Source organism: Nocardioides panacisoli, assembly GCF_039537325.1.
GTDB lineage: Bacteria > Actinomycetota > Actinomycetes > Propionibacteriales > Nocardioidaceae > Nocardioides > Nocardioides panacisoli.
This window is the reverse complement of sequence record NZ_BAABAH010000016.1, coordinates 50,722-65,920: the sequence shown is the minus strand read 5'-3', so window position 1 is coordinate 65,920 and position 15,199 is coordinate 50,722. Positions and strand designations below refer to the sequence as shown.

Sequence of the window (15,199 nt, the reverse complement as noted above, 5' to 3'; positions counted from 1 at the left end):
ACGTCTGGTACGCCGCTGCGCGGCGTGCCATCGTGGCGCCCATGACCGCCACCCCCGCCCCTGCAGAGGCCGACGTCGTCGTCATCGGACTGGGACCGGGAGGAGAGCACGTCGCCGCGTCCCTGGCCAGGGCGGGGCTGTCCGTGGTGGGCGTCGACGAGCGCCTGGTGGGTGGCGAGTGTCCCTACTTCGGCTGCGTGCCGTCGAAGATGATGATCCGCGGCGCCGACGCGCTGGCGGAGGCACGGCGGGTCTCGGAGCTCTCCGGCTCCGCCGACGTGCACCCCGAGTGGACGCCGATCGCGGACCGGATCCGCGACGAGGCGACCGACGACTGGGACGACACGGTCGCCGTCGAGCGGCTCGAGAAGGCGGGTGCCCGGTTCGTCCGCGGCCACGGCCAACTGTCCGGTCCGGGCCGGGTCACCGTCGAGACGGCGGACGGCAGCGAGGAGATCTCGGTACGGCGCGGCGTCGTGCTCAACACCGGCACGGCGCCGGCGGTCCCTCCGGTGGACGGGCTCGCGGACACGCCGTACTGGACCAACCGCGACGCCGTCCGCGTCCGCGACCTCCCGGAGAGCCTGATCGTCCTCGGTGGCGGGGCGATCGGCTGCGAGCTGGCCCAGGCGTTCGCCCGGTTCGGCGTGCGGACGACCGTCGTCGAGGTCGCCGAGCGGATCTTGGCGCCCGAGGAGCCCGAGTCGAGCAAGGTCGTCGCCGCCGCGCTGGAGGCCGACGGGATCGGGGTGCGGACGGGCGTCGAGATCGACCGGGTCGACCACGACGGCAGCACGTTCACGATGACGCTCGGCGGTGGCGAGGCGCTCGAGGCGACGGCGCTCCTGGTGGCCGCGGGCCGGCGCACGAACCTCGGTGACATCGGGCTCGACACGGTCGGGCTGGACCCGAAGGCGCGGACGCTCGACGTCGACGAGCGGATGCGCGTGACGGATGGCGTGTGGGCGATCGGCGACATCACCGGCAAGGGCGCCTTCACGCACATGTCCATGTACCAGGCCGGCGTCGCGGTGCGGGACCTGCTCGGCGAGGACGGCCCGTGGGCGGACTACCGGGCCGTCAGCCGGGTGACGTTCACGGATCCCGAGGTCGGGTCCGTCGGGATGACCGAGCAGCAGGCGCGCGATGCCGGCATCCGGGTCACCACCGGGACCGCACCGATCCCCGAGTCGAGCCGCGGCTGGATCCACAAGGCCGGCAACGACGGCCTGATCAAGGTCGTGGCCGACGCCGACCGGGGCGTCCTGGTCGGCGCCAGCTCGGTCGGTCCCAACGGCGGGGAGGTGCTCGGGATGCTCGTCACCGCCGTGCACGCCGAGGTACCCGTGGCCACGCTGCGCACGATGCACTTCGCCTATCCCACCTTCCACCGGACGATCGAGACCGCGCTCGGCGAGCTGGAGGTCTGAGACCGGTCGTGCACAGCCGCCGGCAGCCGCAGTGTTTCCGCACGCCCGCCAGCGGTTAGCCTCTGCTCGAAGGCCCACAACACTCGGGAGGTCTCGTGAGCCAGTCCTCGCTCGGCAGCACCGGTCCGGACGTCCACGGTGACGACGCGACCAGCGACCGCCTCTACACGCCCGAGGAGCTCGAGGAGTTCGCGCGGCGCCAGCTCGAGGCTGCGCGGTCCGGCGAGCACGTCGACCCGCTGAGCGACCCGATCGCCCAGTCGCCCCCGGGTCTCCAGCCGCAACCGCAGCACGCACGCCCGCTCGGCCCCCCGCCCTCGGCCCCGCCGCCGGGCTACGCCCCGTCCGGCCCGCCGCCGAGCGGTCACCCGAGCGCCCCGCCGAGTACGCCGCCGGTCGCCACGGCACCCCCGCCCGTCGCTCCGCCGCCCGTCGCGCCGCCGCAGCCCGTCGCCGAGCCGCGGCGCTTCATGACCGCCACCGACTTCCTCGACCGCCGGGACAGCCAGCAGGACCTCGGCCCCGCCAGCTGGGGCTGGCGCGGGGCCGTGCGCCGGATGTCGGGCGGCCTGATCCGGCCGCGGATGAGCGTCAAGGAGCTGACCTTCCACCAGGAGCGGGCACACATCCAGAAGGACTTCGACGGCCCGCGGACGATCGCGTTCATCAACCCCAAGGGCGGCGCCGCCAAGACGACCGGCGTGCTCGCCGCGGGCTACACGTTCGGCACCGTCCGCGGTGGCGGTGTCGTCGCGTGGGACAACAACGAGACCCGCGGCACGCTCGGGATCCGAGGCATCCGCAGCAGCCACCGCAACACCACCCGTGAGCTGCTCGAGGACCTCGAGCGGTTCAAGGACGTCTACCAGTCCCGCATCGGCGACCTCGGCGCGTTCGTGCGGTCACAGGGCGACGCGCACTTCGACGTACTGGCCTCCGACGAGCGGCCCGACGTCACCGGCATCATCCACGCCAAGGACTTCGCCGAGGTGCACGCGCTGCTCGAGCGGTTCTACCGGGTGATCCTCATCGACACCGGCAACAACATGCGCGCCGAGAACTGGCTCGCCGCCGCGGACGCCGCCGACCTGCTGGTCGTGACGAGCACGGTTCGCGAGGACACGGGGTACAGCGGGCTGTGGATGCTGGACGCCCTGCAGGACGCGGGGTACGCCGACCTGAAGCACAAGACCGTCACCGTGCTCTCGGACCCGAGCGACCGCGTGGACAGCCGGCTCGCCAACGACCTGGTGCAGGTCTACGAGCAGCGGACCCGGGGCGTCTACCGGGTGCCCTACGACCCGGCGCTGGTCTCCGGCTCGGTCGTGCCCTACCACCAGCTGTCGGAGAGCACCCGCCGCTCGTGGCTGCGGGCGTGCGCCGCGATGTCCGAGGCACTGTGACCTGGATCTCCCCCCCCGGATCGTCCGGGGCCTGCCGGGTACCTCCCCGGACAAGCAAGCGAGTCCGAAGGAGGACCCCGATGGGCACCGATGACAAGCTGAAGAACACGGCCAACGAGAAGCTCGGCGAGGCCAAGGAGGCCATGGGCAAGGCGTCCGGCGACGACGACCTGGAGAAGGAAGGCAAGACCGATCAGGTCAAGTCCGACCTGAAGCAGGCAGGCGAGAAGGTCAAGGACGCTTTCAAGTGATCTGACCCGCACAGCGCAGGAGAGCGAAGGGACCCGCATCCGCGGGTCCCTTCGTGCGTCCACCCGTAGGTCGGGCGCCAAGTCGGGTAACGGCCAGGTCATGACTTCCTTCGGCTACACCTTGATGACCGAGCAGAGCGGACCGCGGGAGCTGGTCGGCTATGCCGTCGACGCCGAGCGCCGTGGTTTCGACTTCGCCGTCAGCAGCGACCACTTCTCGCCCTGGCTGACCGAGCAGGGGCACGCGCCCTACGCCTGGACCGTGCTCGGCGCCGTCGCCCACGCGACCTCCCGGCTGGGGCTGATGACCTATGTGACCTGCCCGACGATGCGCTACCACCCCGCGGTCGTCGCGCAGAAGGCCGCGACGCTCGCCCTGCTGTCGGAGAACCGGTTCACGCTGGGTCTCGGTGCGGGGGAGAGCCTCAACGAGCACGTCGTCGGCGAGGGCTGGCCCGGCGTGGACACGCGGCACCTGATGCTCGCCGAGGCCATCGAGATCATCCGGGAGCTGCACACCGGCGAGCTCGTCGACCACCGGGGCGAGTACTACGAGGTCGACTCGGCCCGGATCTGGGACCTGCCGGAGCAGCCGCTCGGCATCGGCGTCGCCGTCGCCGGCGAGCGGGCGATCCAGGCCCTGGCGCCGCTGGCCGACCACCTGGTCGCGGTCGAGCCCTCGGCCGAGATCGTCGACCGGTGGAACGCGACCGAGGGCGCGCCGCGCATCGGCGAGCAGGCCCGCGCGGTCGGCCAGATCCCGATCTGCTGGGCGCCGACCGGGGAGGAGGGCACCCAGCTCGCCCACGAGCAGTTCCGCTGGTTCGGCGGCGGTTGGTCGGTCAACGCCGACCTCCCCACGCCGGCCGGCTTCGCCGCGGCCAGCCAGTTCGTGCGGCCCGAGGACGTCGCCGGATCGATCCCCTGCGGACCCGACCTCGACGCGATCGTCGAGGCCGTGTCGGCGTACTGGAAGGCGGGATTCACCGACATCGCGCTCGTCCAGGTGGGCGACCGGCTGCAGCAGCGGTTCCTCGACGAGGCGGCCGAGCCGCTGCTCGAGAAGCTGCGGACCGCGGCGGGCTGACCCGGCGTCCACGGGCTGGGTGTCGGTTCGCGGCTGCGCGCGCGGACCGGCTAGGGTGAGGCCCGATCGACATCCTTTAACGAGCCGTCCGGTGAGGCGGAGAAGGAGGTCAGGCGGGCACATGCCTACCCAACCGCAGGCCGAGACCGAGGATCGTGCCGGTCGTGCCGGCCGCGTGGTCCTGGACGCAGGTGACATCGCGCGGGCGCTGACCCGCATCTCCCACGAGATCCTCGAGCGCAACAAGGGTCCGGCCGGCCTGCTGCTCCTCGGGCTGCACACCCGTGGGGTGCCGCTGGCCAGGCGGCTCGCCGCGCGGATCGCCGAGGTCGAGGGCACCGAGGTCGAGGTCGGGTCGCTGGACGTGACCATGTACCGCGACGACCTCCGCAGCCACCCGACCCGCAGCCCGCACGACACCCGGCTGCCCGCCGGCGGCCTCGACGGGAAGAACGTGATCCTCGTCGACGACGTTCTCTACTCCGGCCGCACGATCCGGGCCGCCCTCGACGCCCTCTCCGACCTCGGTCGGCCCGGCGCCGTCCGGCTCGCCGTCCTGGTCGACCGCGGCCACCGCGAGCTCCCCATCCGCGCCGACCACGTCGGCAAGAACCTGCCCACGGCGCGCACCGAGACCGTCAAGGTCCGCGTCGAGGAGATCGACGGGATCGACGAGGTCCGGATCCAGGAGGAGGCGTGATGAGGCACCTGCTCTCCATCGACGACGTCAGCGCCGACGAGATCCGGATGCTGTTCGACACCGCCGCCGAGATGCACGACGTGCAGCGCCGCCAGGTCAAGAAGCTGCCCGCGCTGCGCGGCCGCACGGTGATCAACCTCTTCTTCGAGGACTCCACCCGCACCCGGTCGAGCTTCGAGATCGCCGGGAAGTGGCTCTCGGCCGACGTGATCAACCTGTCGGCCAAGGGCAGCAGCACCAGCAAGGGCGAGAGCCTCCGCGACACGGTGCTCACCGTCACCGCGATGGGCGTCGACGGCCTGGTGATGCGCCACTCCGCGAGCGGTGCCGCGGAGCAGGTCAGCCGGTGGATCGACGTACCCGTGGTGAACGCGGGTGACGGGACGCACGAGCACCCGACCCAGGCCCTCCTCGACGCCTACACCCTGACCCGGCGGCTCGGCTCGCTCGAGGGCCGGCACGTCGCGATCGTGGGAGACCTGACCCACAGCCGGGTGTTCCGCAGCAACGTGAAGAGCCTGGTGAAGCTCGGCGCAGAGGTCACCGTGGTGGCTCCGCCGACGCTGATGCCGGCGGGTGTCTCGACCTGGTCCAAGGAGGCCGGGTTCGCGACCGCCTGGGACCTCGACGAGGTGCTGCCGCACGCCGACGCCGTGATGATGCTGCGGGTCCAGCGGGAGCGGATGAGCGGGGGCTTCTTCCCGACGGCGCGCGAGTACACGGTCGGCTACGGCCTGACCCGCGACCGGCTGGCACGGCTGCGGGAGGGCACCCCGATCCTGCACCCCGGCCCGATGAACCGCGGCCTGGAGATCGCGCCCGAGGCGGCCGACGCGGCGGCGAGCCTGGTGCTCGACCAGGTCTCCGCGGGCGTCGCGGTCCGGATGTCGGTGCTCTACCACCTGCTGGCCGGCGACGAGGGAGTGAGCGCATGAGCTCGGTGCTGATCAAGGGAGCGCGGATCCTCGGCGGGGATCGCGCCGACGTGACCGTGCGCGACGGCGTCGTCGAGGACGTCACCGCCGGCGGTCGAGGAGGTCGCCCCGGCGACCGTCACGAGACGATCGACGCGGACGGCCTCGTCCTGCTGCCCGGTCTGGTCGACCTGCACACCCACCTGCGCGAACCGGGCCGCGAGGACGCCGAGACCGTGCTGACCGGGTCGCGCGCGGCCGCCGTCGGCGGCTACACGGCCGTGCTGGCCATGGCCAACACCAGCCCGGTCACCGACACGGCGGAGGCCGCGGAGCGGGTGCTCGACCTCGGCCGGGAGGCCGGCCTGGTCGACGTACAGCCGGTCGGCGCGGTCACCAAGGGCCTCGCCGGCGAGGAGCTCGCCGAGCTCGGCCTGATGGCCCGGTCGCGCGCCCGGGTCCGGGTGTTCTCCGACGACGGGAAGTGCGTCCACGACGCACGGGTGATGCGGCGAGCCCTGGAGTACGTCAAGGCGTTCGGCGGCGTCGTCAGCCAGCACAGCCAGGACCCGCAGCTCGCGGGGGCGACGGCCTGCTGCCACGAGGGCGAGCTGTCCGGGCGGCTGGGCCTCCCGGGCTGGCCGGGCGTCGCCGAGGAGGTCGTCGTCGCCCGCGACGTGATGCTCGCGCGGCACACCGGCAGCCGGGTCCACGTCGCGCACGTGTCCACCGCCGGCAGCGTCGAGGTGATCCGCTGGGCCAAGGCCCAGGGCATCGACGTCACCGCCGAGGTGACGCCCCACCACCTGCTGCTGACCACGGACCTGCTCGGCGACTACGACCCGACCTACAAGGTGAACCCGCCGCTGCGCCCGGCCGAGGACGTCGAGGCGCTGCGCGCCGCCCTGGCCGACGGCACGATCGACGCCGTCGCGACCGACCACGCGCCGCACGCGCGGCAGGACAAGGAGCACGCGTTCGTCGACGCGGCGTTCGGCATGCTCGGCCTCGAGACCGCGCTCTCCGTGGTCTGCACCGTGATGGTCGAGGAGGGCCTGCTCGACTGGGAGGGCGTCGCTCGGGTGATGAGCGTCAACCCCGCGCGGATCGCCGGCCTGGACGGCCACGGCCACGAGATCGCCGTCGGCAAACCCGCCAACCTGACCCTGGTCGACCCCGCCGCGCAGGTGGTCGTCGACCGCGAGGCCAGCGTCTCGCTGAGCCGCAACAACCCCTGGCACGACCGCAAGCTGACCGGCCGCGTGGTCGGCACGCTGCTGCGGGGACGGCCCACCGTGCTGGAAGGAGCACTCGTCTGATGGCTGTGTCGTCCGCGTCACCCGCCAAGCCCGCCCTGCTGGTCCTGGAGGACGGGCGGACGTTCCGTGGCGAGTCCTACGGCGCCGAGGGCGAGACGTTCGGCGAGGCCGTCTTCAACACCGGCATGACCGGTTACCAGGAGACCCTGACCGATCCGTCCTACCACCGGCAGGTCGTCGTGATGACCGCCCCGCACATCGGCAACACCGGCATCAACGACGAGGACCCGGAGTCCAAGCGGATCTGGGTGGCCGGGTACGTCGTCCGCGACCCCGCCCGGGTGCCCAGCAGCTGGCGGTCGCGCCGCACCCTCGACGACGAGCTGCGCGACCAGGGCGTGGTCGGCATCTCCGGCATCGACACCCGCGCCCTCACCCGGCACCTGCGCGAGCGCGGTGCGATGCGGGTCGGGATCTCCACCGTCGAGACCGACCCCGAGGCGCTGCTCGCGAAGGTGCTCGACTCCGCGGAGATGGCGGGCTCGGAGCTGTCGAGCGAGGTGTCGACGAGGGAGCCCTACGTCGTGGCGGCCCAGGGTGACAAGCGATTCACGGTCGCTGCCCTGGACCTGGGCATCAAGGACATGACGCCGCACCGGATGAGCGAGCGGGGGATCGAGGTGCACGTCCTGCCCGCGACGAGCACCCTCGAGGAGGTGCTCGCGGTGCAGCCGGACGGCCTCTTCTTCTCCAACGGCCCGGGTGACCCGGCCGCGACCAAGGACCAGATCGGCCTGCTGCAGGGCGCCCTGGAGCAGGACCTGCCCTACTTCGGCATCTGCTTCGGCAACCAGCTGTTCGGCCGCGCGCTGGGCTTCGGCACCTACAAGCTGAAGTACGGGCACCGCGGCATCAACCAGCCGGTGATGGACCGCACCACCGGCAAGGTCGAGGTGACCGCGCACAACCACGGCTTCGCCGTCGATGCGCCCCTCGGCGAGCCGACGGAGACGCCGTACGGCACGGCCTCGGTGAGCCACGTCTGCCTCAACGACGACGTCGTCGAGGGGCTGGAGCTCCGCGACGCCGACGGCCGGCTCAAGAGCTTCTCCGTCCAGTACCACCCGGAGGCCGCCGCCGGCCCGCACGACGCGGCCTACCTGTTCGACCGGTTCGTCGACCTCATGGAGGCCCGGAAGGTGGAGGTTGCCTGATGCCCAAGCGCGACGACATCGAGTCGATCCTGGTGATCGGCTCCGGGCCGATCATCATCGGGCAGGCCTGCGAGTTCGACTACTCGGGCACCCAGGCGTGCCGGGTGCTCAAGGCCGAGGGCTACCGGGTGATCCTGGTGAACTCCAACCCGGCGACGATCATGACCGACCCTGAGTTCGCGGACGCGACCTACGTCGAGCCGATCACGCCGGAGTTCGTCGAGAAGGTGATCGCCAAGGAGCGCCCCGACGCGCTGCTGCCGACGCTCGGCGGGCAGACCGCGCTCAACGCCGCGATCGCGCTGCACGAGAACGGCGTCCTCGAGAAGTACGACGTCGAGATCATCGGCGCCAGCATCGAGGCCATCCACCGCGGTGAGAACCGCGAGAAGTTCAACGCGATCGTCGACAAGGTCGGCGGCGAGGTCGCGCGGTCGGTCATCTGCCACTCGATGGACGACTGCCTCGCCGCCGTGCAGACCCTCGGCAGCTACCCGGTCGTGATCCGCCCCTCGTTCACGATGGGCGGCACCGGCTCCGGCATCGCCTACGACGAGCAGGACCTGCACCGCATCGCCGGCGCCGGCCTCGCCGCATCGCCGACCACCGAGGTGCTCATCGAGGAGTCGATCCTCGGCTGGAAGGAGTACGAGCTGGAGGTGATGCGCGACAAGGCCGACAACGTCGTCATCATCTGCTCCATCGAGAACTTCGACCCGATGGGGGTGCACACCGGCGACTCGATCACGGTCGCGCCCGCGATGACGCTCACCGACCGCGAGTACCAGCACCTGCGCGACCTCGCCATCGGCATCATCCGCGAGGTCGGCGTCGACACCGGCGGCTGCAACATCCAGTACGCCGTCAACCCGGCCGACGGGCGGGTCATCGTCATCGAGATGAACCCCCGCGTCTCCCGCTCGAGCGCGCTCGCCTCGAAGGCGACCGGCTTCCCGATCGCGAAGATCGCGGCCAAGGTCGCGGTCGGCTACACGCTCGACGAGATCCCGAACGACATCACCCGGGAGACGCCGGCGAGCTTCGAGCCGACGCTCGACTACGTGGTGGTCAAGGTGCCGCGGTTCGCGTTCGAGAAGTTCCCGACCGCCGACCCCACGCTGACCACGCACATGAAGTCGGTCGGCGAGGCGATGGCGATCGGCCGGAACTTCACCGAGGCGCTCAACAAGGCGCTCCGAAGCCTGGAGAACAAGGGCGCGCCGTTCACCTGGGTCGGCGAGCCGGGCGACCTGGACGCCCTGCTCGAGGCGAGCAAGGTGCCGCACGACGGCCGGCTGCAGAAGGTCATGCAGGCGATCCGGGCGGGGGCCACCCAGGAGCAGGTCCACGACGCGACCCGGATCGACCCGTGGTTCGTCGACCAGCTGTTCCTCATCGACGAGATCGCCCAGAAGGTGGCCGCCGCGGAGGTCCTCGACGAGGCCAACCTGCGGATCGCGAAGCGGCACGGCTTCTCCGACGCCCAGATCGCCGGGCTGCGCAGCTCTTCGGGTGCGAGCATCACCGAGGCCGAGGTCCGCAGCATCCGCCAGGTGCTGGGCGTGCGGCCCGTCTACAAGACCGTGGACACCTGCGCGGCCGAGTTCGCGGCCCGCACGCCCTACCACTACTCGTCCTACGACGAGGAGACCGAGGTGCAGCCGCGCGCCGAGGGCAAGAAGGCCGTGATCATCCTCGGCTCGGGTCCCAACCGGATCGGCCAGGGCATCGAGTTCGACTACTCGTGCGTGCACGCCTCTCTCGCGCTGGCCGAGGCCGGTTACGAGACCGTGATGGTCAACTGCAACCCCGAGACGGTGTCGACCGACTACGACACCTCCGACCGGCTCTACTTCGAGCCGCTCACGCTGGAGGACGTGCTCGAGGTCTACGCCGCGGAGGTCGCCGCCGGCCCGGTGGCGGGCGTGATCGCGACCCTCGGCGGCCAGACGCCGCTCGGCCTCGCGCAGGGCCTGGAGGACGCCGGAGTCCCGATCGTCGGTACGGCGCCCGCGGCGATCGACCTCGCCGAGGAGCGCGGCGCGTTCGGGCGGGTGCTGGCCGAGGCCGGGCTGATCGCGCCCAAGCACGGCACCGCCGTGTCGTTCGACGACGCGGTCGCCATCGCCCACGAGATCGGCTACCCGGTGCTCGTGCGGCCGTCCTACGTGCTCGGCGGCCGCGGCATGCAGATCGTCTACGACGACGACGCGCTCCGGTCCTACATCGAGGCGGCGACCGAGATCAGCCCCGACCGGCCGGTGCTGGTGGACCGGTTCGTCGACGACGCGGTCGAGATCGACGTGGACGCGCTCTACGACGGCGAGGAGCTCTTCCTCGGCGGCGTCATGGAGCACATCGAGGAGGCCGGGATCCACTCCGGCGACTCCTCCTGCGCACTGCCGCCGATCACCCTCGGCGACTCCGAGATCCGGCGGATCCGCGAGGCCACCGAGGGGATCGCGAAGGGCGTGGGGGTCCGCGGCCTGATCAACATCCAGTTCGCACTCGGCTCCGACGTGCTCTACGTCCTCGAGGCCAACCCGCGCGCCAGCCGCACCGTCCCGTTCGTCTCCAAGGCGACCGGCACGCAGCTCGCCAAGGCGGCGGCCCGGGTGATGCTGGGGGAGTCGATCGCGGACCTGCGTGCGTCCGGCCTGCTCCCTGCGCAAGGCGACGGCGGCTCGCTGCCCGCCGACGCGCCGATCGCGGTCAAGGAGGCCGTGCTGCCGTTCAACCGGTTCCGCACCAAGGACGGCCAGTTCGTCGACACCGTGCTCGGCCCGGAGATGAAGTCGACCGGTGAGGTGATGGGCTTCGACTCCGAGTTCGGGCGGGCCTTCTCGAAGTCGCAGGCCGCCGCCTACGGCTCGCTGCCGACGTCGGGCAAGGTGTTCATCTCGATCGCCAACCGGGACAAGCGGACGATGATCTTCCCCTGCCGGGTGCTGGCCGACTACGGCTTCGAGATCCTCGCCACGCAGGGCACCGCGGAGGTGCTGCGGCGCAACGGGATCTCCGCCACGATCGTGCGCAAGCACTTCGAGGGGAGCGGGCCGAACGGTGAGAAGACGACGGTCCAGATGATCCTCGACGGCGAGATCGACCTGATCGTGAACACGCCCAACGGGTCCAGCGGCAACGCCAACGCTCGCGTCGACGGCTACGAGATCCGCTCCGCCGCCGTGCTCTCCAACACCGCCTGCATCACCACGGTCCAGGGGCTGGCCGCGGCCGTGCAGGGGATCGCGGCCCTCCGCGACGGCGGGATCGGCGTACGTTCCCTGCAGGAGTGGTCCCGGAACCTCGGTGGTTGAGGTGGGGGCGCCGAAGCCGTACGACGTCCTGTTCCGGCACGGGCTGCGACGCGTCGACCCGGAGCAGGCGCACCACCTGGGGTTTGCCGCGATCCGTGCCGCCGGGCCGGTGCTGCACGGCGTCGACCGGCTGGAGCGCCGGTGGCGCCCGGACCGGCCGGTCGAGGCGATGGGGCTGACCTTCCCCAACGTGCTCGGCCTCGCGGCGGGCTTCGACAAGCTCGGTGTCGGGTACGACGCCCTGGGCGCGCTCGGGTTCGGTCACGTCGAGGTCGGCACCGTGACGGCGCACGCGCAGCCCGGCAACCCGAAGCCGCGGCTGTTCCGGCTGCCCGACGACCGGGCCGTGGTCAACCGGATGGGCTTCAACAACGACGGCGCGAGCGCGGTCGCCCAGCGCCTGGAGCGCCGGCGGTCGGCGGACCGCGGCCCGGTCCTCGGGATCAACATCGGCAAGTCCAAGATCGTCCCCGACGACGACGCCCCGGCGGTGCTGGCCGACTACGAGACGTCGACCCGGCTGCTGGCGCCGCACGCCGACTACCTCGTCGTCAACGTCAGCTCGCCCAACACGCCCGGGCTGCGCAACCTCCAGGCGGTCGACCGGCTCGCACCGCTGCTCGAGCACGTCCGCAAGGTCGCCGACGACGCCCGTCCGGACCGCCTGCCGCTCCTGGTGAAGATCGCGCCCGACCTGGCCGACGACGACGTGCTCGCGGTCGCCGACCTCGCCACCGACCAGGGCCTCGAGGGCATCATCGCGACGAACACCACGATCGGCCGCGACGGGCTACGGTCCGCCGCGGGCGAGGTCGAGCGGGCGGGCGCCGGCGGGCTGTCCGGCGCGCCGCTCCGCGCCCGCGCGACGGACGTGGTGCGCATGCTCCGCGACCGGGTCGGCCCCGACCTGACCCTGATCGGCGTCGGCGGCATCTCGACGGCCGAGGACGCGCGCGAGCGGCTCGCGGCGGGTGCCACCCTGATCCAGGCCTACACGGGCTTCATCTACGGCGGCCCGCGCTGGCCGCGGACCATCCTGCGAGGAGTCGGAGAGGCGGCCGTCGATGGCCTTCGGTGACTACCAGATCGAGCTGTACCTCGGCGCGCTCGGCGGCGTGCTGCCCGCGCACCCGTTCGGCTACGCCGAGCTGGAGTCGGCCGCGATGGCCGTGCTCCCGCCCGAGCTCCGGACCTACGTCGCCGGCGGCTCGGGCGACGAGGCGACCCAGCGCGCCAACGTCGAGGCGTTCGGGCGCTACGCGGTCGTGCCGCGGATGCTCCGCGCCAGCGCGGAGCGCGACCTCTCGGTCGAGGTGTTCGGGCGCACGCTGAGCAGCCCGTTGATGATGGCGCCGGTCGGTGTGCTCGGCATCTGCAGCCCCGACCAGCACGGCGACGTGCACGCAGCCGAGGCGTCGGCGGCCACCGGCGTGCCCCTCATCGGGTCGACGCTGATGAGCGACCCGCTCGAGGACGTCGTCGCGGCGACGGGGGACACCCCAGCCTGGTTCCAGCTCTACACGCCGAAGAACCGCGACCTGGCGGCCAGCCTGGTGCGCCGGGCCGAGCAGGCCGGCTACGAGGCGATCGTGATCACCCTCGACACCTGGGTGCCCGGCTGGCGGCCGCGCGACCTCGCGTCGGGCAACTTCCCGCAGCTGCGGGCCAAGTGCCTGGCCAACTACACCTCCGACCCGGTGTTCCAGGAGATGACCGGCCCGGACCCGGACCCCGGCACCGTGGTGATGACCTGGGTCGGCACCTTCGGTCACCCGGTCACCTGGGAGGACCTGCCCTGGCTGCGGTCGCTGACCGACCTGCCGATCCTGGTCAAGGGGATCTGCCACCCCGACGACGCGCGGCGCGCCCTGGACGAGGGTGTCGACGGGATCTACTGCTCCAACCACGGCGGCCGGCAGGCCAACGGGGGCGGGTCCGCGCTGGACTGGCTGCCCGACGTGGTGGCCGCGGTCGACCACCGGGCGCCGGTGGTCTTCGACTCGGGCGTCCGCTCCGGTGCCGACGTCGTCAAGGCACTCGCGGTGGGCGCGGACCTGGTCGCGCTCGGCCGGCCCTACGCCTTCGCGCTGGCGCTGGGCGGCGTACCGGGCCTGACCCACCTGCTGCGCTCGTTCCAGGCCGAGACGGACCTGATCATGGCCGTGGACGGCTACCCCACCCGGGCCGACCTCGGCCCCGACGCGATCCGGAGGACCGATCGATGACGTTCGGCACGAGGTACGTCGCCGCGCTCGCCGAGCGGGGCAGGCTGTGCGTGGGGATCGACCCGCACGCGTCGCTGCTCCTCGACTGGGGTCTCGACGACACGGTCGCCGGGCTGGAGCGGTTCGCGCTGTCGGTGGTGGAGGCGGTGGCGCCGTACTGCTCGCTGGTCAAGCCGCAGTCCGCGTTCTACGAGCGCTTCGGCTCGGCCGGGGTGGCCGTGCTGGAGCGGGTGATCGCGGAGTCGCGGGACGCAGGCGCGCTGGTGCTGCTCGACGTGAAGCGCGGCGACATCGGCTCGACCTCGCAGGCCTACGCCGATGCCTACCTCGACCCGCGCTCGCCGCTCGCCGCGGACGCGGTCACCGTGAGCCCGTTCCTCGGGTTCGGGTCGCTGACGCCGTTCGTGGACACCGCCCGAGCCCACGACGCCGGGTTGTTCGTCCTCGCCGCCACGTCCAACAAGGAGGGGCCGGAGATCCAGCAGGCCGTCACCACCGACGAGTTCGGCCGCCGCACGGTCAGCAACACGGTCCTCGACCACCTGCGCGTGCTCAACGACGGCGCCGACCCCCTCGGCTCCTTCGGCGCCGTCGTCGGCGCGACCATCGGCGGCGACCGCGGCCTGGAGCTGGCGTTCAACGGGCCGATCCTGGCGCCCGGGTACGGCGAGCAGGGCGGCACCGCCGCCGACATCGTCCGCATCTTCGGTGCCGCCGCGCCCCACGTCGCCGCGAGCTCCTCCCGCGGCGTGCTCCGCGCCGGCCCCGACGCGGAGCGGATGCGCGACGCCGTGCGACGGGCCAACGACGAGCTTGCGGGCCTCACCGCGTGAGCCGTCGCACCGTGCTGCTGGCGATCGTCGGTGTGCTCGTGATCGCCGCCGGCGCGACCACGTTCGTCCTCGTACGCCAAGGCGACGACGATCCCTACGCGGCCTACTGCAGCGAGGTGGAGAAGCAGCGCGCCGCACTGGGCGACGAGCTCTCCGGCGGGCCGCAGACCGGCCTGATCGCAGCGCTGCCGACGTTCCAGGCGCTTGCGGAGAAGGCGCCCCAGGACATCGAGGACGACTGGAAGATCGTCATCGACCACATCCAGGACCTCCAGAAGGCCCTCGACGCCGCTGGGGTGGACGCGTCGACGTACGACCGGGACCACCTGCCCGAGGGCGTCACCGAGGACCAGCGGGGTGCGATCGACGCCGCCGCGACGGCGCTGGGGTCGCCGATCATGCAGGCCGCGCTGGGTGCCGTGCAGCAGGAGGCACGCGACGTCTGCGGAACGCCGTTGTCCCTGTGAGACTGGGAAAGCGGACCGCGTTGCCGCGCGGTCGGGCGGGTGGCTAGTGTGACCGGAGCGCGGCGCCGTGAGGATGCGCGACCGCCTCTCGATCGAGAA

The 15,199-nt window shown here is 72.1% G+C and carries 13 protein-coding genes; all 13 read left to right on the top strand.

Annotation, left to right across the window (positions count from 1 at the left end):
* The first annotated feature begins 41 nt into the window (after nt 1-41).
* The 13 genes from ABD709_RS18085 to ABD709_RS18025 all read left to right on the top strand — a co-directional run bounded on the left by ABD709_RS18085 (nt 42) and on the right by ABD709_RS18025 (nt 15,100).
* Complete coding sequence (locus tag ABD709_RS18085) at nt 42-1,430, top strand: dihydrolipoyl dehydrogenase family protein (protein WP_344778023.1); 1,389 nt, start codon at nt 42-44, stop codon at nt 1,428-1,430.
* A gap of 95 nt (nt 1,431-1,525) precedes the next feature.
* Complete coding sequence (locus ABD709_RS18080; protein ID WP_344778021.1) at nt 1,526-2,833, top strand: MinD/ParA family ATP-binding protein; 1,308 nt, start codon at nt 1,526-1,528, stop codon at nt 2,831-2,833.
* Nucleotides 2,834-2,913: 80 nt separating this feature from the next.
* Nucleotides 2,914-3,084 (top strand): CsbD family protein, encoded by a 171-nt coding sequence (locus ABD709_RS18075; protein WP_344778019.1) that lies wholly within the window; start codon nt 2,914-2,916, stop codon nt 3,082-3,084.
* Nucleotides 3,085-3,184: 100 nt separating this feature from the next.
* Nucleotides 3,185-4,171, top strand: coding sequence for a TIGR03557 family F420-dependent LLM class oxidoreductase (locus ABD709_RS18070; RefSeq protein WP_344778017.1), 987 nt, complete (start codon nt 3,185-3,187; stop codon nt 4,169-4,171).
* A 121-nt stretch (nt 4,172-4,292) separates the two neighbouring features.
* Nucleotides 4,293-4,871, top strand: a complete 579-nt coding sequence (gene pyrR / locus ABD709_RS18065) for a bifunctional pyr operon transcriptional regulator/uracil phosphoribosyltransferase PyrR (protein ID WP_344778015.1) — start codon at nt 4,293-4,295, stop codon at nt 4,869-4,871.
* Nucleotides 4,871-5,806 (top strand): aspartate carbamoyltransferase catalytic subunit, encoded by a 936-nt coding sequence (locus ABD709_RS18060; RefSeq protein WP_344778013.1) that lies wholly within the window; start codon nt 4,871-4,873, stop codon nt 5,804-5,806. Before pyrR ends, ABD709_RS18060 begins: the two co-directional genes overlap by 1 nt.
* Nucleotides 5,803-7,104, top strand: a complete 1,302-nt coding sequence (locus ABD709_RS18055; protein WP_344778011.1) for a dihydroorotase — start codon at nt 5,803-5,805, stop codon at nt 7,102-7,104. The genes ABD709_RS18060 and ABD709_RS18055 overlap by 4 nt, the downstream gene beginning before the upstream one ends.
* Nucleotides 7,104-8,258 carry a glutamine-hydrolyzing carbamoyl-phosphate synthase small subunit gene (carA, locus tag ABD709_RS18050; RefSeq protein ID WP_344778009.1) on the top strand — a complete coding sequence of 385 codons (1,155 nt, stop codon included), beginning with the start codon at nt 7,104-7,106 and terminating at the stop codon, nt 8,256-8,258. The genes ABD709_RS18055 and carA overlap by 1 nt, the downstream gene beginning before the upstream one ends.
* Nucleotides 8,258-11,575, top strand: a complete 3,318-nt coding sequence (gene carB / locus ABD709_RS18045; RefSeq protein WP_344778007.1) for a carbamoyl-phosphate synthase large subunit — start codon at nt 8,258-8,260, stop codon at nt 11,573-11,575. The genes carA and carB overlap by 1 nt, the downstream gene beginning before the upstream one ends.
* Nucleotides 11,568-12,653, top strand: a complete 1,086-nt coding sequence (locus ABD709_RS18040; protein WP_344778005.1) for a quinone-dependent dihydroorotate dehydrogenase — start codon at nt 11,568-11,570, stop codon at nt 12,651-12,653. Before carB ends, ABD709_RS18040 begins: the two co-directional genes overlap by 8 nt.
* The gene (locus tag ABD709_RS18035) at nt 12,640-13,800 is read left to right on the top strand and encodes an alpha-hydroxy-acid oxidizing protein (RefSeq protein WP_344778003.1); all 1,161 of its coding nucleotides are present in this window, start codon (nt 12,640-12,642) and stop codon (nt 13,798-13,800) included. Before ABD709_RS18040 ends, ABD709_RS18035 begins: the two co-directional genes overlap by 14 nt.
* Complete coding sequence (gene pyrF, locus ABD709_RS18030) at nt 13,797-14,633, top strand: orotidine-5'-phosphate decarboxylase (RefSeq protein ID WP_344778001.1); 837 nt, start codon at nt 13,797-13,799, stop codon at nt 14,631-14,633. Before ABD709_RS18035 ends, pyrF begins: the two co-directional genes overlap by 4 nt.
* Nucleotides 14,630-15,100 carry a hypothetical protein gene (locus ABD709_RS18025; RefSeq protein WP_344777999.1) on the top strand — a complete coding sequence of 157 codons (471 nt, stop codon included), beginning with the start codon at nt 14,630-14,632 and terminating at the stop codon, nt 15,098-15,100. The genes pyrF and ABD709_RS18025 overlap by 4 nt, the downstream gene beginning before the upstream one ends.
* Nucleotides 15,101-15,199 lie beyond the last annotated feature (99 nt).